General features: G+C 73.1%; 17 protein-coding genes, 2 tRNA genes and 1 pseudogene. 16 read left to right on the top strand and 4 right to left on the bottom strand.

The features are described 5' to 3' along the window. Positions 1-557 precede the first annotated feature (557 nt). From FHX40_RS19975 to FHX40_RS19965, 3 genes are all read left to right on the top strand, one after another. Complete coding sequence (locus tag FHX40_RS19975; protein ID WP_142261040.1) at positions 558-1,142, top strand: SMI1/KNR4 family protein; 585 nt, start codon at positions 558-560, stop codon at positions 1,140-1,142. A gap of 233 nt (positions 1,143-1,375) precedes the next feature. Beyond that, positions 1,376-3,262 carry a Na+/H+ antiporter NhaA gene (nhaA, locus tag FHX40_RS19970; RefSeq protein WP_211350330.1) on the top strand — a complete coding sequence of 629 codons (1,887 nt, stop codon included), beginning with the start codon at positions 1,376-1,378 and terminating at the stop codon, positions 3,260-3,262. A 127-nt stretch (positions 3,263-3,389) separates the two neighbouring features. Further along, positions 3,390-3,824, top strand: a complete 435-nt coding sequence (locus tag FHX40_RS19965; protein ID WP_142261039.1) for a nuclear transport factor 2 family protein — start codon at positions 3,390-3,392, stop codon at positions 3,822-3,824. 45 nt (positions 3,825-3,869) lie between these two features. Here FHX40_RS19965 and FHX40_RS19960 read toward each other — a convergent pair whose 3' ends face one another. Then, the gene (locus tag FHX40_RS19960) at positions 3,870-4,682 is read right to left on the bottom strand and encodes an integrase (RefSeq protein WP_142261038.1); all 813 of its coding nucleotides are present in this window, start codon (positions 4,680-4,682) and stop codon (positions 3,870-3,872) included. A 259-nt stretch (positions 4,683-4,941) separates the two neighbouring features. On the opposite strand from FHX40_RS19960, the gene FHX40_RS25195 reads away from it, so the two are divergent. From FHX40_RS25195 to FHX40_RS19915, 9 genes are all read left to right on the top strand, one after another. After that, positions 4,942-5,202, top strand: coding sequence for a transposase (locus FHX40_RS25195; protein ID WP_189136177.1), 261 nt, complete (start codon positions 4,942-4,944; stop codon positions 5,200-5,202). Between the two features lie 66 nt (positions 5,203-5,268). Next, a tRNA-Thr gene (locus FHX40_RS19950) sits at positions 5,269-5,344 on the top strand. Positions 5,345-5,514: 170 nt separating this feature from the next. Then, positions 5,515-5,588: transfer RNA gene (locus tag FHX40_RS19945), tRNA-Met, on the top strand. Positions 5,589-5,671: 83 nt separating this feature from the next. Further along, the gene (gene rpmG / locus FHX40_RS19940) at positions 5,672-5,836 is read left to right on the top strand and encodes a 50S ribosomal protein L33 (protein WP_142261037.1); all 165 of its coding nucleotides are present in this window, start codon (positions 5,672-5,674) and stop codon (positions 5,834-5,836) included. Positions 5,837-6,054: 218 nt separating this feature from the next. After that, positions 6,055-6,504, top strand: coding sequence for a MaoC family dehydratase N-terminal domain-containing protein (locus FHX40_RS19935; RefSeq protein WP_142261036.1), 450 nt, complete (start codon positions 6,055-6,057; stop codon positions 6,502-6,504). Between the two features lies 1 nt (position 6,505). Beyond that, on the top strand, positions 6,506-6,934 hold the full coding sequence (locus FHX40_RS19930) for a MaoC family dehydratase (RefSeq protein ID WP_142261035.1): 429 nt from the start codon (positions 6,506-6,508) through the stop codon (positions 6,932-6,934). A gap of 90 nt (positions 6,935-7,024) precedes the next feature. Then, the gene (locus tag FHX40_RS19925) at positions 7,025-8,083 is read left to right on the top strand and encodes a glycosyltransferase family A protein (protein ID WP_142261034.1); all 1,059 of its coding nucleotides are present in this window, start codon (positions 7,025-7,027) and stop codon (positions 8,081-8,083) included. Between the two features lie 19 nt (positions 8,084-8,102). Beyond that, complete coding sequence (locus FHX40_RS19920) at positions 8,103-9,170, top strand: UDP-N-acetylmuramate dehydrogenase (protein ID WP_229788540.1); 1,068 nt, start codon at positions 8,103-8,105, stop codon at positions 9,168-9,170. Between the two features lie 293 nt (positions 9,171-9,463). After that, complete coding sequence (locus FHX40_RS19915) at positions 9,464-10,033, top strand: TMEM165/GDT1 family protein (RefSeq protein ID WP_229788541.1); 570 nt, start codon at positions 9,464-9,466, stop codon at positions 10,031-10,033. 110 nt (positions 10,034-10,143) lie between these two features. Here the strand turns inward: FHX40_RS19915 and FHX40_RS26110 are convergent, their stop codons facing one another. Together FHX40_RS26110 and FHX40_RS19905 are read right to left on the bottom strand one after the other, a co-directional pair. Continuing rightward, positions 10,144-10,815 carry a helix-turn-helix transcriptional regulator gene (locus FHX40_RS26110; RefSeq protein WP_280525116.1) on the bottom strand — a complete coding sequence of 224 codons (672 nt, stop codon included), beginning with the start codon at positions 10,813-10,815 and terminating at the stop codon, positions 10,144-10,146. A gap of 277 nt (positions 10,816-11,092) precedes the next feature. Continuing rightward, positions 11,093-13,036, bottom strand: a pseudogene (locus FHX40_RS19905) (ATP-binding protein); the annotation flags it as partial. A gap of 682 nt (positions 13,037-13,718) precedes the next feature. Here FHX40_RS19905 and deoC point away from each other — a divergent pair. From deoC to FHX40_RS19880, 4 genes are all read left to right on the top strand, one after another. Further along, complete coding sequence (deoC, locus tag FHX40_RS19895; protein ID WP_142261032.1) at positions 13,719-14,657, top strand: deoxyribose-phosphate aldolase; 939 nt, start codon at positions 13,719-13,721, stop codon at positions 14,655-14,657. 10 nt (positions 14,658-14,667) lie between these two features. Continuing rightward, positions 14,668-16,101, top strand: coding sequence for an aldehyde dehydrogenase family protein (locus FHX40_RS19890; protein WP_142261031.1), 1,434 nt, complete (start codon positions 14,668-14,670; stop codon positions 16,099-16,101). After that, positions 16,088-16,306: a hypothetical protein gene (locus tag FHX40_RS19885; RefSeq protein WP_142261030.1), complete on the top strand. Its 219-nt coding sequence runs from the start codon at positions 16,088-16,090 to the stop codon at positions 16,304-16,306. Before FHX40_RS19890 ends, FHX40_RS19885 begins: the two co-directional genes overlap by 14 nt. A 104-nt stretch (positions 16,307-16,410) precedes the next feature. Then, positions 16,411-17,277, top strand: a complete 867-nt coding sequence (locus FHX40_RS19880) for an aldehyde dehydrogenase family protein (RefSeq protein ID WP_142261029.1) — start codon at positions 16,411-16,413, stop codon at positions 17,275-17,277. A gap of 97 nt (positions 17,278-17,374) precedes the next feature. Here FHX40_RS19880 and FHX40_RS19875 read toward each other — a convergent pair whose 3' ends face one another. Beyond that, the gene (locus FHX40_RS19875) at positions 17,375-17,593 is read right to left on the bottom strand and encodes a hypothetical protein (RefSeq protein ID WP_142261028.1); all 219 of its coding nucleotides are present in this window, start codon (positions 17,591-17,593) and stop codon (positions 17,375-17,377) included. Between the last annotated feature and the right edge of the window lie 286 nt (positions 17,594-17,879).

Raw genomic sequence — 17,879 nt, 5'->3', positions numbered from 1 at the left:
GCGCAGGGCCGGGCGGAGACCCACCTTCACAACGGCGGCCGCCAAGGCCATCGCCGACGTCCACACTCTCCTTTTCCCAAGCTTTGCAGCCGTCATCGAGGTACGGCACGGCCGATCCGGATCGCGGTCCCGATGCGGGCGGCGCCGGTGGAATCCGCGACGAGCCCGCGGTATCCGGCGGCGGTGGCCCGGACGGGCGGTCCGACCCCGTTCGTGCGCCACCGGCGGGAAACGGCGCGTGTTCCGATCCGCCGGGACGAGAAAACCGTGCGACGGATATCGCCGCGATCCGATCGCTCCGACCTGATCCGCCATCGAACCGTACGGCGACGTCTTCGCCGGCCGGAGGGCCGATCCAGGAACGTGGCCGGCGAAAAATATCGGGCGATGAACCGGAATCCTCGCTAAGGTGCCGCGGCGGCAACGCGGCACGGTCCGGCCCCGCGCCGGTAGGGCGGGCGTGGTGACCAAGAGCAAGCTCCGTCGGCGCGGACCACGCCGGGCCCGGGCCCGATGCCGCCGGTCGACCTGCCGTCGTTCATCTCTGGAGTACGACCGTGTGGGACGTGGATTTCATCCATGGCCGGATCGCCGAGATCCGGCGGCTGGATCCGGAATTCCGGCTGTTCGGCGCGTGCAAACATCGCCACCGCCTGAAGCCGCCGCTTTCCACGCAGGAGATCCTGGCGTTCGAGAAACGCATGGGTGTCGAACTTCCCGCCGCCTACCGCACGTTTCTCACGACCGTCGGAAACGGCGGTGCCGGGCCGCACTACGGCCTGTTCGACCTCGCCGAGGCGCTCCGCGAGGATGAGAAGTGGCACGAGGGAATGCCGGGCTTTTACGCCACGCCGTTCCCGCACACGACGAACTGGAACCCCCAGTTCGAGGAACAGCCCGAGGACTACGAAGAGGCCCGCTGGATCACCGGCTCGCTGATCCTCGGCCATTTCGGCTGCGGGGCCTACCACCGCCTGGTCGTCACCGGCGAGCTCACCGGCGAGGTCTGGTTCGACGACCGCGGCAGCGACGGTGGCGTCACCCGCGAGGGCGAGTTCGCCGACTGGTACCTGTCCTGGCTCGACCAGACGTATCGGAAGGCCCGCGAGGTCGCCGAGAAGGACGCTCCGGCCCCGTGGTGACCCGCGCGTCCGCCACGCCCACAGCGGGACGCGGATTCCGGCCCCGACGACGAGGGTCTCGGCCGCCGCGGTGCGGCCGGGGCCTTTCGGCATGTCAGGCCGGGAAACACGGTTTTCGGCGCGGCGGCTCGGCCGGGGTGCGCGGATGCGCCACGGGGCGGAATGGCCGCATGCGGCCGCGCCCGCCATAGGCTCGAAGCCTGGGGGCGCTTCTTCCTACACGGGGGCACACGGTGCGACAACGGACGGGCGGGGGTACGGCCGGGCAGACGCAGGCGGGGAAGGCCGCATGGCTGGGGCAGCTCGCCGAGCCGGTGCGGCGGTTCCTGGCGACCGAGGCGGGGAGCGCGGGGCTGCTGCTGGGGGCCACGGTGCTCGCGGTGGTGTGGGCGAACTCGCCGTGGTCCGGGCTGCAGGAGGCGCTGTGGGCGACCGATGCCTCCGTGTCGATCGCGGGCGAGCGGCTCGAGATGGACCTCGAGCACTGGGTGAACGACGGCCTGATGGCGATGTTCTTCTTCGTCGTCGGGCTCGAGGTGCGCCGCGAGTTCTCCGTCGGTGAGCTGCGGGACCCGCGCCGGGCCGTGATCCCGATCGTGGCCGCGCTCGGCGGGATCGTCGTGCCCGCGCTGCTCTACCTGGCGATCGCCCCGGGCGGGGAGGCCGTGCGCGGCTGGGGCGTGGTGATCGGCACGGACACCGCGTTCATGCTCGGCGCGCTCGCGCTGGTCGGCCCGCGGTTCTCCACCCAGCTGCGCAACTTCCTGCTGGTCTTCACCGTGATCGACGACATCGTCGCGGTGAGCGTGATCGGGCTGGTCTACTCCGACGGCATCCGGCCGCTGCCGCTCGCCGCCATGGCCGTGCTGTGCGGGGCGATGGCGCTGCTGAGCCACCTGCGGGTGTGGCGGGCCGCGCCGTACACGGTCCTCGGGATCGCGCTGTGGCTGGCGACGTACGCGGCCGGGCTGCACGGGGCGATCGCGGGCATGCTCGGCGGCCTGCTGATCGAGGCGCGCCAGCCGGAGCGGGAGGCGGTGGAGAACGCGGCGCGGACCTTCCAGGCGTTCCGGCAGTCGCCGCTTCCGCACGTGGGGCGGTCGGCGCGGCTGGAGGTGGACCGCGCGCTCTCGGTGAACGAGCGGCTGCAGGTCATGCTGCACCCGTGGGTGAGCTACCTCGTGGTGCCGCTGTTCGCGCTCGTCAACGCCGGCGTCGACCTGCGCGGCGGGGTGCTGGGCGAGGCGCTCACCTCGCCGGTCACCTGGGGCGTCACCGTCGCCCTCGTGGCCGGCAAGCTCGTCGGGGTGGGCGGCGGCGCGCTGCTCGGCTGCCGGCTCGGGCTCGGCGGCCTGCCCCAGGGGGTCGGCAACGGGCACGTGCTCGGCGGCGCCGCGCTGTCCGGGATCGGCTTCACCGTGGCGCTGCTCATCGCCCACCTCGCCTTCGACGACCACCCGGTCCTGCACGACGAGGTGGTCGTCGGGGTGCTGCTCGCGGCGGTGCTCGCCACGGCGCTGGGGTGGCTGCTGTTCTGGGCGTTCGCCCGGTTCCGCGGGCAGGTGGACGCGGACCTGCCCCGGGTGCTCAACCGGCCGGTCGAGGTGGGCTTCGACCACATCCGCGGGCCGGTCGACGCCAGGTACACGCTGGTGGAGTTCGCCGACTTCGAGTGCCCGTTCTGTGCCCGCACCACCGGCGTCGCCGACGAGCTGCGGGAGCGGTTCGGCGACGACCTGCGGTACGTGTTCCGGCACCTGCCGCTGACCGACGTGCACCCGCACGCCGAGCTCGCCGCCCGGGCGGCGGTCGCCGCCGACCTGCAGGGGCGGTTCTGGGAGATGCACGACCTGCTCTTCCGGAACCAGGACCAGCTCGAGTACGAGGACCTCGCCGGGTACGCGGCGGCGATCGGGCTCGACGTGGAGCGGTTCCTGCGCGACCTCGCCTCCGAGCGGGTGGCCGCGCGGATCCGCGCGGACGTCGCCGACGCCGAGGCGAGCGGCGCCCGCGGCACCCCCACGTTCTTCGTCAACGGCCGCCGCCATATCGGCCCCTACGACGCGGAGAGCCTCACCCGGGCCCTCCTGGCCGACCCCGAGGAGTCACGCCGGGCCTGAGCGGCGACGCGATAACCCACGACCCGGCGGGTACGGCAGGCGGCCGGAGCCCACGCACGGCGCGCACCCGGCGCGCCCTGAGGATAAACTCCATACGCCGTAAGAACATACAGTGTATGGAGTTCCAGTGGATCCAGTGGTCGAGGCCGGGCCGTACACCCCCACCGCGGAGGACGTCGCGAGCGTCGAGGCGTGGTTCCGCGAGTACGACGCCTGCGCGGCGCGCAAGGACATCGAGCGGCTCGCCGACATGGCCGTCTTCCCGCTCAACGTGGTCAGCGACGACGCGGCGGGCAACGCGGCGGCGGCCCAGTGGTCGCGCGAGCGGTACGTCGCGACGATGCGGCACGTCATCGGCGAGGGCGGGGACGTGCGCATCGAGTCCACCCGCACCCCGCACTTCCTCTCCGCCGCCCTCGTCGTCGTGTTCACCGAGGCCGTGGTCACCTGGGAGGGCGGCAGCGCCCGCACCCGCTACGCCGACCTGCTGGTCAGGAACGACGGCCGGTGGCGGTTCCAGACCATGGTGCAGAGCGGCTGGGGCGACGAGCTGCGCTCCTGACCGCCGCCCCGCGGGTACGGCCGGCCGTACCCGCGGGCCCTCAGGTCACTCCGGCTCCCAGTAGGCGACCGAGGCGTCGTCGTGCACCGCATCGCGTGGCCAGCGCTCGCCGGTGGGGTCGGCCTGCTCGGCGGCCCGCACCTGCCGGATCGCCTCCCACGCCCCGTGCCGGCCGAGCAGCGCGAGCAGCTGCCGCCAGGAGGCGAACCCGAACCGGTCGACCAGCCGCGACACCCCGTCCGACAGCAGCGCGACCGCGGTCACCTGCTCGAGCGGCACCGAGCCGGTCACCGCCCGCTCCGCGGCGAGCGGGTCGGTGCACGCCACCCGGCGGTCCCGGCCGACCAGGGTGCGCGTCCCGGCGCCGCCCCGCCCGGCCGCGGCGTGCTCCGCCACGGGCGGGCCGCCCTCCGGCCGGTAGAGGCGGGTCACGCCGTTGCCGTCCGGGCCCGGCCGCCCGTCCCGGATCACCAGCGGCTCCGGCGCGCCCACGTCGACCACGACGACCGCGTCGGCGAGCACGAGGAAGTCCACCGCGTCGCGGGTGCGCCGCATCATCACCACCGACGCGCCGGGGGTGCCGGGCCGGGACAGGTCGCAGGTGAAGTCGTGCAGCGACGTCACGTGCTTGATCGCCCGGGAGAGGATCTGGGGGAGCGGGCAGGACGGCTGCGACAGCTCGCTCAGCAGCACCGAGCCGAGCGAGCGGACGTACCACGGAACGCCGTGTGAGCAGCCGGAGCCCTGGCCCGGAGCCGGCCCGGTGCCGTCGAGCAGGACGATCGCGTCCGCCGTCGCCGCCACGAAGTCCTCGTTGTCCCTCCCCGGTGCCGCACTGGTCGCCAGGCTCACGTGCATAGGTCCTCCCGGTGCAGGCCGCCTCCGTGTGTTCTGTGGGCTTCCCCGTCGGATGCGATAGATGTCCGCGACGTCACGAAATGCACCTGGCATGACCGGGTTTTCCGGCCCTGACCCGCACGGCCGGGGTCCCCCTCGCCGGAGGGCAACGGGTACGGCCCGGCCGTACCCCTCGGCCGGGAGACCGGTGGCCGCTGTGACCGGCGGGACCCGACCGCCCCCTGGGGTTGACGAGGACGAACGCGTAGTCTGTGGCGGTATGGACGTGCGCTGGGTGGGGCCGGACGGGCTCGAGGTGGTGCCGGGCCGGCAGGGCGGGCGGCAGGTGCTGCGGGTGCTGCGGCGCGGCCGCCACGTCGCTGACTGCCACTCGGTGGAGGAGGTCGCCCGGCACGTCGACCTCGCCGACCTGTGCGAGGTCATCACCCTGCGCCCGGACCGCCGCGCGATCCCGGAAGCGGCCGAAACCCGAGGTCTGCAGGGGTGCCGCAGGGCCGATCCGGGGGAGTTGGGCATTTGATTTCGCGTCAGGGCCCAGGTCCGTGTATGGTTACTGGTGTCCGCGGGCGACGAGCCCGAAGGACAGGCCCCTTTAGCTCAGTCGGCAGAGCGTCTCCATGGTAAGGAGAAGGTCTACGGTTCGATTCCGTAAAGGGGCTCCACGTCCGGGGTCTGCTTGAAGCGATTCGAGTGGACCTTTTGGCGTGACCAGGGGGTTCCGGACTGTCGTCCGGATGCGGATCCCGGCCGCCAAAACGGCGGTCCCCGATGCCGTGCCGGAGCATCCCTCAAGGTCGGGTATCCTAACCTGGCCGGTGGGTGCACCGGCCGAGGCGGAGTAGCTCAGTCAGGCAGAGCAAGCGGCTCATAATCGCTGTGTCGCCGGTTCAAGTCCGGCCTCCGCTACTACCCTTCCCGATCTCCCCCGGCAGGGGGCGATCGGGTGTGGGTTGTCCTAAGAGTCCCGAAAGCAGAAAGGCACTCCCCACGTGGCTGCCACCGACGTTAGGCCGAAGATCACGCTGGCCTGCCAGGAGTGCAAGCACCGCAACTACATCACCCGCAAGAACCGGCGTAACGACCCGGACCGGCTGGAGCTGAGGAAGTACTGCCCGAACTGCAAGCGGCACCAGCCCCACCGCGAGACCCGCTGAGCGTTCCGCGGTCCGGCCGGGCCGCCGATCGGCAGGCCCCGCGCCGGGAGCCGGTCGCCGTGTGATGGAGGTTCCGCCCGCCAGATCCTGGCGGGCGCGAGCATGTTCGGGGGAATTCCCAGGTCGGCGGAGGTTCCCGTGAACGGGACGGGCCGGAAGACGCTCTGTTAGGGTGTCGCCTTGGTCGATCGTCGAGTTCACGAGAGGGAACCGGCACGATGGCGTTGAACCGGGACTTCATCGGGCGCAGCTATCCGGCGCCCGAGCCGTACGAGGTCTCCAGGGTGAAGATCAAGGAGTTCGCCCTGGCGATCGGTGACGAGAACCCGATCTACCTGGACCGGGAGGCCGCGCGGGCCGCCGGGCATCCGGACGTCGTCGCCCCGCCGACCTTCCCCATCGTGTTCACCCTCACCGGCGCGAGCGAGGCGCTCGCCGACCCCGAGTTCGGCCTCAACTTCGCCATGGTGGTCCACGGCGAGCAGCGCTTCGAGTACCAGCGCCCGATCTACGCCGGGGACGTGCTCCGCCACACCTCGACGATCATGGACATCCGCAGCGTCGGCCGGAACGAGTTCGTGACCGTGCGCAGCGACGTCACCACCCTCGACGGCGAGCTCGTCTGCACCACGTACAACACCATCGTCGAGCGCGGAGGGGCGGCCTGACATGGCGGCGACGATCAAGTACGACGAGGTCGAGGTCGGCCAGGAGATCCCACCGGTCGACTACCCGGTCCGCCGGGTGAACCTCATCCAGTACGCGGGCGCGTCCGGCGACTTCAACCCGATCCACTGGAACGAGCGGTTCGCCAAGCAGGTCGGCCTGCCCGACGTCATCGCCCACGGCATGTACACCATGGCCCAGGGCGGCCGGTTCATCACCGACTGGGTGGGCGACCCCGGCGCGGTGCTCGACTACGGCGTGCGGTTCTCCTCGATGGTGGTCGTGCCGGACACCGACGAGGGCACGACGATCACCGTGAGCGGCGTCGTGGAGAGCAAGCTCGAGGACAACAAGGTGGTCATCGCGATCACCGCCAGGTCCGGCGGCAACCGCGTGCTGTCCAAGGCCCGCGCCATCGTCCGCCTCGCCTGACCCGCCCGCCGCCGGTACGGCCCGCCGTACCGGCCGGTTCCGGCCGAGCGGGGGCGATTCCCGGGAGCGCTCGCGGGGTAGCGTGCGGGCGTGAGCCGACCCACCGTCGAACCCCCGAGCCACGTACGCGGGCTCGCCGAGAAGCGGGCCGAGGCGCGCGCCCGCCGCGACTACGCCCAGGCCGACGTGCTGCGCGAGCGCATCGAGGAGGAGGGCTGGCTGGTCCGCGACACCCCCGCGGGCTTCGAGCTCGTCCCCAAGCCGGCGTTCCGGGTGTGGCCCACCGTGGCCGCGCTGCCGCAGCACGAACCCTCCGGAACCGCGGGCGGGCACGAGCGGCCCGGCACCGCCGTCGGCACCGAGCAGGCCGTATCCGCCCAGACGCTGTGGGACGGGGGCCTCGCCACCTCCCGGCTCGAGGAGCCCGTCGACGTCGGCGGCACCGCCCACGCCACCGAGTCCTCGCGGCGCGTCACCGTCGCCCTGCTCGTCGACGGCTGGCCGTCCGACCTGCGCCGGTGCGTCGACGCCCTGGTCGCGCACACCGACGCCCGGATCCTCGCCCTCGACCTCGGCGACATCGACGGCGCCGGGACCGTGCTGCACGAGCTCGCCGAACGGCACCCCGGCCGCATCGACGCCTGGCACGTGGCCGAGACCCCGCACTGGCGCGGCGGCTCGGCCGGCTGGGGCGTGGCCCGCACCAAGCTGCTGCGCATGGACGACGCCGACGTGCACGTGGTCATGGAGACCTCCACGATCCTCGACGGCGACGCGCTCACCCCGCTGGTCGAGGCGCTGGCCGGCGACGTCGTGGCCGCGGGCTGGCGCGGCGTCGACCCGGACCCGGACGGCCGCTCCTGGCACGACGCCGGGCCCGGCGAGGTACGGGCGCTGCTCGGCTACCTGTTCGCGGTACGCCGCGACCGCGCCCTGGCCGCGGGCGGCTTCCCCGGCAAGGCCCGCTACTACCGCAACGCCGACCTGGAGTTCTTCCTCACCCTCCCCGGCCGCAAGGTGGTGCCCGCCACCGCGCTGCCGGTGCACGCCGAGCGCCACCGCGGCTATGCGGACGTCGACCCCGCCTACCGCGACCGCGAGTCCCGCCGCACCTACGACCGGGTCCTTCGCCTGCTCCGCACCGCCTGACCCCCTAGAGTTGACCCTCGTGAACGACCGTTTGCAGGGGGTACGGCTCGCGCCGTACACCACGTTGCGGCTGGGCGGCCCGGCCAAGGCGTTCGCCGAGGCGCGCACCGAGGAGGAGATCGTCCGCCTGGTCGCCGAGGCGGACCGGGCCGGCGAGCCGGTGCTCGTGCTCGGCGGCGGCAGCAACGTCGTCATCGCCGACGAGGGCTTCGACGGCCTCGTGGTCCGCGTCGCCACGGCCGGGGTGCGCGTGGCCGCCGACGGCGACCGGGTACACGTCACCGCGGCCGCGGGCGAGGGCTGGGACGCCCTGGTACGGCGCTGCGTCGAGGAGGGCTGGTCCGGCGTCGAGTGCCTCTCCGGCATCCCCGGCCTCGTCGGCGCCACCCCCATCCAGAACGTGGGCGCCTACGGCCAGGACGTCTCCCAGACCATCGAGCGGGTGCGCGCCTACGACCGGCGGCGCGGCGAGGTGGTGGAGCTGCCCGCACAGCGCTGCGGCTTCTCCTACCGCAACAGCGCCTTCAAGCAGGACCTCGGCCGGTACGTGGTGCTCGACGTCACCTACGCGCTCGCCCGCTCCGGCGAGTCCGGCCCGATCGGGTACGCCGAGCTCGCGAACCGGCTCGGGGTCGCGCTCGGCGACCGGGTTCCGCTCGCCGCCGTCCGCGAGGCCGTGCTCGAGCTGCGCCGGGGCAAGGGCATGGTGCTCGACCCGGCCGACCCCGACACCTGCAGCGCGGGCTCGTTCTTCACCAACCCGGTGCTCACCGCCGAGCAGGCCGCCGAGCTGGAGCGCCGCGCCCCCGGCTACCCGCGCTGGGAGGTGGGCGACGGCACGGTCAAGGTGCCCGCGGCCTGGCTGATCGAGCACGCCGGGTTCCCCAAGGGCTACCGGCGCGGCCCGGTGCGCATCTCCACCAAGCACACCCTCGCGCTCACCCACCCGGGCGGGCTCGGCGGGCCGTACGAGCCGGCGACCGCCGCCGACCTGATCGCCCTCGCCGCCGAGGTCCGCGACGGCGTGGAGGCGAAGTTCGGGGTGCGGCTGGTCAACGAGCCGGTGCTCGTCGGCCTGGAGCTGTGACGTTCGCTTTCGGCGCACCGCGGCGGTTGACGCTCCCCCGGGGCCTTTTTTACGACGCGGAGGTGTTAAGGTCGGGTGGAAACCGAAGGGGAGTAGTCCCAATCGCGTGATCGACACGCTGGCCCCGGGGCCGCCAGGCGGCTCGGGTGCCCGGTCACGCGGGCCCGGTCACGGGCGGACGAGACCTTCGGCTCGGCAACGTGCACAAACGCGCTGCCGGGCCGAGGTCGTCGTGCCCGAGGACCGGGACGCCGCCGAGGTCCGGCCGCGTCCGACCTGGAAGGGTGACCTCGGTGGAAGCGTTCTGGATCAGTCTCTGGATGATCTTCGTGGCCGAGCTGGGCGACAAGAGCCAGCTCATGGCGCTGGCCTTCGCCACGCGGTACCGGCCGTGGATCGTGATCACCGGCATCACCGTCGCGACGACCGTGGTGCACCTGGTGAGCGTGGCGATCGGCGGCGTGATCGGTAGCGCGCTGCCGACCACGGCGATCACGATCGCGGCCGCCCTCGCGTTCTTCGGGTTCGCGATCTGGACGCTGCGCGGCGACGAGCTGAGCGAGGAGGAGTCCGCCAAGGCCACCCGCGCCGCGGGGAGCGCCCTGCTCGCGGTCACCACCGCGTTCTTCCTCAGCGAGCTCGGCGACAAGACCATGCTCGCCACGATCACCCTCGCCACCCACAACGGCTGGGTCGGCACCTGGATCGGCTCGACCGTGGGCATGGTCGCCGCCGACGCGCTCGCCATCCTCGTCGGCGCGCTGCTCGGCAAGAGCCTGCCCGAGCGGTTCGTCCGGTACGGCGCGGCCGCCCTGTTCGCCATCTTCGGCGTCCTGCTGCTCGTCGACGCCCTGGCGGCCTGACCGGTCGTCCCCGGCGCGCGCCGGGGACGGCGGCCCAGGCAGCGGCCCGGGTGGCGGTGCGGGGGACCGGCGCCGGCGGGCGGCCCGGGTGACCGAATCAGGCGATCGGCTCAGTTGAACAGGGCCTGGCGGTGCGCGACGGCGGCGGCCTCGCCCCGGGTGGAGACGCCGAGCTTGGCGAGGATGTTCGACACGTGCACGCTGACCGTCTTCACCGAGATGAACAGCTCGTCGGCGATCTCCCGGTTGGACCGGCCCTGCGCCACGAGGCGCAGCACCTCCATCTCGCGCGGGGTGAGCTCGGCCGCGTCCCGCGTGCCGCGGCCCGCGGTCTCCGCACCCGCCGCCGCGGGCGCGCCGGAGGACAGCGCGGCGCCGACCCGGCGGGCGAGCGCCTCGATCTCCTCGGTGAGCGGCCGGGCCCTGAGCTCCACCGCGATGGGCAGCGCCGCGCGCAGCCGGTCGGCGGCGCCGTGCCGGTCCCCGGCGCGGGCGGCGGCGTGCGCGGCGCGGACGAGCGCCTTCGCCCGCAGGTACGGCCGGCCGAGCCGCTGCCAGGCGACGGCCGCCGCGTCGTGCTCCCCCCGGTACATGAGCCGGAACGCGTTGCTCACCGGGCCGTCGGCGCGCAGCTCCTCGGCGACGGCGTCGGCGCGCTTGCGCAGGCTCTCCGCCCCCGTGGGGTCGGCCTCGCCCGCCGCCCAGCACACCTCCTCGATCCCGGTGAGCAGCCGCCAGCCGAGCATCGCCTTGCCGGAGGGCGGCCGCTGGTCGAGGAACACGTGCCCGGCCGCGACGGCGTCGGCGGGGGCGCCGCGCAGCAGGTGCCAGGCGAGGAGCTGCCGGGCGTTCGCCTCCGCCTCCTGGCTGAGCTCCGCCGGGGTCGGGTGCAGCGCCCACCTCCCGCAGCAGGCGCTCGGCGAGGTCCGCCTCGCCGCGGGCGAGCGCGATATCGCAGCGCACCGCGAGCAGGTACCGGCGCCTGTGCACGGTCGGGTCGTTGGCGAGGGCCTGCTCGATCACCGCCTCCGCCTCGTCCCACCGGCCCACCGCCTCCAGAACCTCGGCCCGGTTCACCATCGCGAACACGCCCTGGGTGCGGTAGAGCCCGTACTTGCGGGCGAGCTCCTCGGCCTCGTCGGAGAGCCGCAGCGCCTCCTCGGTGCGGCCGAGGTTGTTGAGCGCGTCCACGGTGTTGCTCATCGCCCGCAGTATCTGCCGTGCGGAGCCGGCCCGCCTGCCGATCTCCAGCGCGCGGCGGTTCGTGGTGAGCGCGTCCTCCAGCTCGCCGGCGATCGACTGCCCGACGCCCAGGGCGAGCAGCAGATCGCCTTCCAGGGCCTCGTCGCCGATGTCGCGGGCGATGCGCAGCGCCTCCTCGATCAGCGCGCTGCCCTCGGTGACGTCGGCGCGGAGTATCAGGTGCAGGCCGAGCCGTTCCAGCGCGCACGCCCGCCCGGGGCCGGGCAGCGGCACCAGCGCGACGGCCCGGCGCAGGTCGTCGAGCACACCCCGCCGCCCCTTCTCCAGCGAGAGCTGGGCGCGGCGGACGAGCAGCGTCGCCACCCGCTCGGCGTGGGCGCGCTCGTCGAGCAGGTCGAGCGCGGCGTTCACGAACCGGGTACCGCGCTCCAGCTCGCCGCAGGCGAGCGCGGCCTCGGAGGCGAGCTCCAGCACGGTGGCCTGGTCGGCGCCGAGCCGTTCCGCGGCATCGGGCACCTTGTGCCACAACGTCAGCACCCGCTCCAGGAGCTGGATGCGCTCGGTGTAGGCGAAGGTCTTCGCGGCCTGGGCGGCGGCCTCCCAGGCGGAGATGAGCGCCCACACGTCGTTGCCGGCCGCGTGCCAGTGGTGGGCGATCTCGAAGGCGGCCCGCCCGGGCGGCACCAGCGTCCGGTCGCGTTCGATCTCCTCGGCGTACCGGGCGTGCAGCCTGCTGTGCTCCCCGGGCAGCAGCTCGTCGTGTACGGCCTGGCGGATCAGCGAGTGCCGGAACGCGTAGGCGCCCCCGTCGGTGATCTGGATGACGTTCGCGGCGACCGCGGGCCGCAGCGCGTCCTCCAGGTCCTCGTCCGACAGGCCGGCGACGGCGGCGAGCAGGGCGTGCCCGACGCGGGTGCCGCCCGCCGCCGCGACGCGCAGCACGCGCTGGGTCGGCTCGGGCAGCCGCTCGAACGAACTAAGGATGAGGCCGTGCAGCGAGGCGGGTACCGACTCGCAGTCGTCGCTCTCGGTCAGCGCCTCGACGAACAGCGGGATGCCCTCGCTGCGGTCGTACACCTCGCCGACGCGGGCGTACGCGGGGGTGGCGCCGAGGATCCCGGCCATCTGGGCGGCGACCTCGTCGCGGGTGAACCGCGGCAGCTCCAGCCGGAGCACGCCGTCGAGCCGGGTGAGCCGGGCGAGCACCGGGCGCAGCGGATGCTGCCGGTGCAGCTCGTCGGAGCGGTAGGTGAGCAGCATGAGCACCTGCGGCGCGAGCAGGTTGCGGCTGAGGAACGCGATCAGGTCGCGGCTGGAACGGTCCGCCCAGTGCACGTCCTCGATGACGAGCAGCACCGGGCGCTGCTCGGCGAGCCGTTCCAGCAGGGTGAGGAACTGCTCGAAGAGCCGGGCCCGGCCGGTGTCGGTCTCCCGGTCGCTCGGCGGCTCGCCGAACTCGGGCAGCAGCCGGGCGAGGTCGCGGGCGGCGCCGTCGGGCAGCAGCGCGGTGATCTCGCCCGCACCAGTCTCCCGGACGAGCTGGCGCAGCACGGCGGTGAACGGGGCGTAGGCGAGGCCCTCGGCGGAGAGCTCGACGCAGCCGCCGACGAGCACCCGGGCCTGCCGCTCGGCGGCGAGCTCGGCGAACCGGGCGACGAGCCGGGTCTTGCCGACCCCGGCCTCGCCGCCGATGAGCACGGCCGCCGCCTGGCCGTGCCGTGCCCGATCGAACGCGTCGAGCAGCGTGGTCAGCTCTTCCTCTCGCCCGACGAAAACGGGGCTCACCGCCCGGCCAAGCATGCCCTCCAGCTTGTCACACATGGCCTGCCTGTTTCGCACCCTTTTTCGGGTACAAACTGTTTCGCCCCTTTTTCGGGCGCAAAATCGCGCCCGCCGTACCGGTCACGGAGGGCGGACGGCCCGGCCGGGAGGGAGACGCCGGCCGGGTGGCGGGAAGGCGCTCACGACCGCTGCCGCTTGCCGAGCGGGCCGCGCAGGCTCCACCGCCCGTTGCTGTGCTCCTTCCTGCGGGTGGCCATCGCCTGCCGGACGGTGCGGCGGTCGGCGGCGTCTTCCCGGAGGTCGGCGAGCCGGTTCTTCGCGATCTGGTAGAGGATCTCAGAGTGCACGGGGACTTCTCCTGGCAGAAGGGGTTTTCGCTGACACTTCAAGGCTCTCGGTAAGGCCCCGTGCGCCACATCGGGTGCATGCCTTATCTATCGGCCCGTCGGCGGGCCGGCTCGCGGCCGGGCATACCTAGGTATGGGGTGATGGGCGGCTAAGGTGCCTTAGACCGGGGCACAAGGCGGCTCGCCGTACCCCGGGTGGACCGGGCAAGGGCGCGGAACGGCGTGCCCGGCTCCGGTCACGACGGCGGTCAAGGCGCCCCTCGGCGAAAGTCGCCGAAAACCCGGGTGCCGCGTGGGCCGGTCTCAGTTTGGAATCACTCGCCGACGTCGGCAATGCTGGTTGAGTGTCAACTGTGACTACTCCCCTCGCGGAGGTCGCCGGCTCCAACGCGACACTGCGGGCCTTCCTCCACGGACTGCCCGGCGTTGACCGAGTCGGCGCGGACCAGCGGGCGGCGATTCTCGGCACCCGATCCATCAAGACCACGGCCAAGGCCCAGGCTCTCGACGCGGCCATCCAGATGGTGGACCTCACCACCCTCGAGGGCGCGGACACGCCCGGCAAGGTGCGGGCGATGTGCGCCAAGGCGGTCCACCCCGACCCGGACGACCCCACGGTGCCGAGCGTGGCAGCCGTCTGCGTCTACCCCGACCTGGTGGCGGACGCCGTCGCGGCGCTGCGCGGCACCGCCGTCAAGGTCGCCGCGGTGGCCACCGCGTTCCCCAGCGGGCGCAGCTCGCTCGAGGTGAAGGTGGCCGACACCACGCTCGCCGTCGCCGCCGGGGCCGACGAGATCGACATGGTGATCGACCGCGGCGCGTTCCTCGCCGGGGACTACCGGAAGGTGTACGAGGAGATCGCCGCGGTGAAGGCGGCCTGCGGCGCCGCCCACCTCAAGGTGATCCTGGAGACCGGCGAGCTCGCCACCTACGACAACGTGCGGCGCGCCTCCTGGCTCGCCATGCTCGCCGGCGCGGACTTCATCAAGACCTCCACCGGCAAGATCAGCCCGGCCGCGACGCCGCCGGTCGTGCTCGTCATGCTCGAGGCGGTGCGCGACTTCTTCGCGCGCACCGGCCGCCGGGTGGGGGTGAAGGCGGCGGGCGGCATCCGCACCGCCAAGGACGCGATCAAGTACCTCGTGCTCGTCAACGAGACCGCGGGTGAGGACTGGCTCACCCCCGAGTACTTCCGGCTGGGCGCCTCCAGCCTGCTCAACGACCTGCTCATGCAGCGCCGCAAGCTCGCCACCGGCCGGTACGGCGGCGCCGACTACTTCACCCTGGACTGAAGGAGGGGCCATGCGACTCGACTACGCACCGGCACCCGAGTCCCGGGATGTCGTTGCCATCCGGCCCTCCTACGGGCTGTTCATCAACGGTGAGTTCACCGAGGGCAAGGGGCAGCCGTTCACCACGGTGAACCCCGCCACCGAGGAGCCGCTCGCCGAGGTGGCCTGCGCGGCGGACGACGACGTGGACCGCGCCGTGCGCGCGGCCCGCGAGGCGTACGAGCGGGTCTGGGGGCGCATGCCCGGCTCCGAGCGGGCCAAGTACCTGTTCCGCATCGCCCGGCTCATCCAGGAGCGCGCGCGGGAGCTCGCCGTACTGGAGACCCTCGACAACGGCAAGCCGATCCGCGAGTCGCGGGACGTCGACCTGCCGCTGGTGGCCGCGCACTTCTTCTACCACGCGGGCTGGGCCGACAAGCTCGCGTACGCGGGCCTCGGCCCGGACCCGCGCCCGCTCGGCGTCGCCGCCCAGGTGATCCCGTGGAACTTCCCGCTGCTCATGCTCGCGTGGAAGGTCGCCCCGGCGCTCGCCTGCGGCAACACCGTGGTGCTCAAGCCCGCGGAGACCACCCCGCTCACCGCGCTGCTGTTCGCGGAGATCTGCCGGCAGGCCGAGCTGCCGCCCGGCGTGGTGAACATCGTCACCGGCGCCGGGGACACCGGGGCCGCGCTCGTCGCCCACCCCGGCGTGGACAAGGTCGCGTTCACCGGCTCGACCGAGGTCGGGCGGCAGATCGCCCGCCAGGTCGCGGGCACCGGCAAGCGGCTCACCCTCGAGCTCGGCGGCAAGGCCGCGAACATCGTGTTCGAGGACGCGCCGATCGACCAGGCGGTCGAGGGCGTGGTGAACGGGATCTTCTTCAACCAGGGCCATGTGTGCTGCGCGGGCTCCCGGCTGCTGGTGCAGGAGTCGATCGAGGAGGAGTTCCTCGAGGCGCTCCGCCGCCGCGTCGGCACGCTCCGGATCGGCGACCCGCTCGACAAGAACACCGACATCGGCGCGATCAACTCGGCCCAGCAGCTCGCCAAGATCACCGAGCTCGCCGCCTCCGGCGAGGCCGAGGGCGCGACCCGCTGGTCGCCGGCCTGCACGCTGCCGGAGAAGGGCTACTGGTTCCCGCCGACGATCTTCACCGGCGTGGCCCAGTCCCACCGCATCGCCCGCGAGGAGATCTTCGGCCCGGTGTTGTCCGTGCTCACCTTCCGCACCCCCGAGGAGGCGGTGGCGAAGGCGAACAACACCCCGTACGGCCTGTCCGCGGGCATCTGGACCGAGAAGGGCTCGCGCATCCTGTGGATGGCCGAACGGCTGCGCGCCGGGGTGGTGTGGGCGAACACCTACAACCGCTTCGACCCCACCGCGCCGTTCGGGGGTTACAAGGAGTCGGGCTACGGGCGCGAGGGCGGCCGCCACGGACTGGAGGCCTACCTTGACGTCACCTGAGTGTTTCCACACCAGAAAACGCCGCTGGGTACGGCGTGCCGCCGTCGGGGCGGGCAACGGCTACTCGCGCGTGCACCGCAGCCGCCGGTTCACGGTACGGCGCGGCTGGTACGCCCACCGCGGCGGCGTGTGCCGCTGCGGCCAGGTGTACAAGCCCGCCCGGCCCTCCGCCGAGTCGCAGCGGATCTGGAGGGGCGATGACTGAGCCCGTCCGGCCGTCCGCCGGGCCGGGCGCGCGGCGGGTGCGCGCCGCGGCCCGCCCGGCCAGGTTCGCCGAGGCACAGGCAGGCAGGCAGAGGTGGAGGGGCGATGAGTGAGGCGAGGCGGCTCGCCGTACGCAAGACCTACAAACTGTTCATCGGGGGAGCCTTCCCTCGATCCGAATCGGGCAGGTCCTATCCGGTGAACGACGCCAAGGGGAACTTCCTCGCCAACGCCGCGAAGGCCTCACGCAAGGACGCCCGGGACGCTGTGGTCGCGGCACGCAAGGCGTTCCCCGGCTGGTCGGGCGCGACCGCGTACAACCGCGGCCAGATCCTCTACCGGATCGCCGAGATGATGGAGGGCCGGCGCGCCCAGTTCATCGACGAGGTGCAGGCCGCCGGGCTGTCCAAGGCCGCGGCGTCCGCGCACGTGGACGCGGCGGTCGACCGCTGGGTCTGGTACGCGGGCTGGTCCGACAAGATCACGGCCGTGTACGGCTCGGCCAACCCGGTCGCCGGGCCGTACTTCAACTTCTCCACGCCCGAGCCCACGGGCGTGGTGGCCGTGATCGCGCCCGCGGCCGACCCGCTGCTCGGCCTCGTCTCGGTGGTCGCCCCGGTGATCGTCACCGGGAACACCTGCGTGGTGGTCGCCGCCGAGCAGGCCCCGCTGCCCGCGATCACGCTCGCCGAGGTGCTCGCCACCTCCGACCTGCCCGGCGGGGTGGTGAACATCCTCACCGGCCGGCAGGCCGAGCTGGCCCCGCCGCTCGCCGCGCACATGGACGTCAACGCCATCGACCTCACCGGCGTCACCGACCCGGACCTGGCGCTGGCGTGCGAGCGCGAGGCGGCGGAGAACCTCAAGCGGGTCGTGCGGCCGTCGACGCCGGACTGGACCGCCGATCCGGGCGTCGAGCGGCTCAAGGCGTTCCTGGAGATCAAGACCATCTGGCATCCGACCGGGGTCTGATCCGCCCGGCCGTTTCGCGTGGCGCCTGGCCGTCCGGCGACGGGCGGCCAGGCCCGCCGCGCCGTGCGATCGGCGCGCCGCCGGGTCACAGGCTGTCTCAGCCGTGCCACGCCCACCAGTCCGAGGTGAACCGGAAGTAGGCGTGGTCCTCGTTGCCGGCCGGCGGTGGCCGGTCACCGGGCAGCCAGGCGAAACCCCGGCCTTCGGACCGCACCAGGCCGAGGTTCACCGGCACGTCGAGGTCGCGGATCCCGACGATGGCCCCGCCCTCGATGGGACGGCCCAGCAGCTGCGGTAGAGGCCGAGCCGGCGGCATCCCTCGCTCTGCGTCCCCGCGGCGACGGTCTGCGCGTGTGCGCGCAGGCTCGACTTTTGAGGGCGAACCGCGCCAGCCGAGGGCCGTCCCACACGACCGCGGTCAGCAGGGCGAGGAACACCAGCGGCGGCACCGCCCACCGGGCCGCGCGCCGCCGTATCGCCGCCGGTCCGGTCAGCTTGAGCGCCGCGATCAGGCGGGCGAGCCAGTAGCCGATCAGCATCCCCCAGATGGGGAGGACGAAGGGGATGAAATCGCCCCACCACAGCGGCGTGCCGGCCGCGTA

This window comes from Thermopolyspora flexuosa, from assembly GCF_006716785.1.
Taxonomy (GTDB): Bacteria; Actinomycetota; Actinomycetes; order Streptosporangiales; family Streptosporangiaceae; genus Thermopolyspora; species Thermopolyspora flexuosa.
The sequence above is the reverse complement of the archived record's forward strand: the minus strand, read 5'-3'. Positions and strand labels throughout refer to the sequence as shown.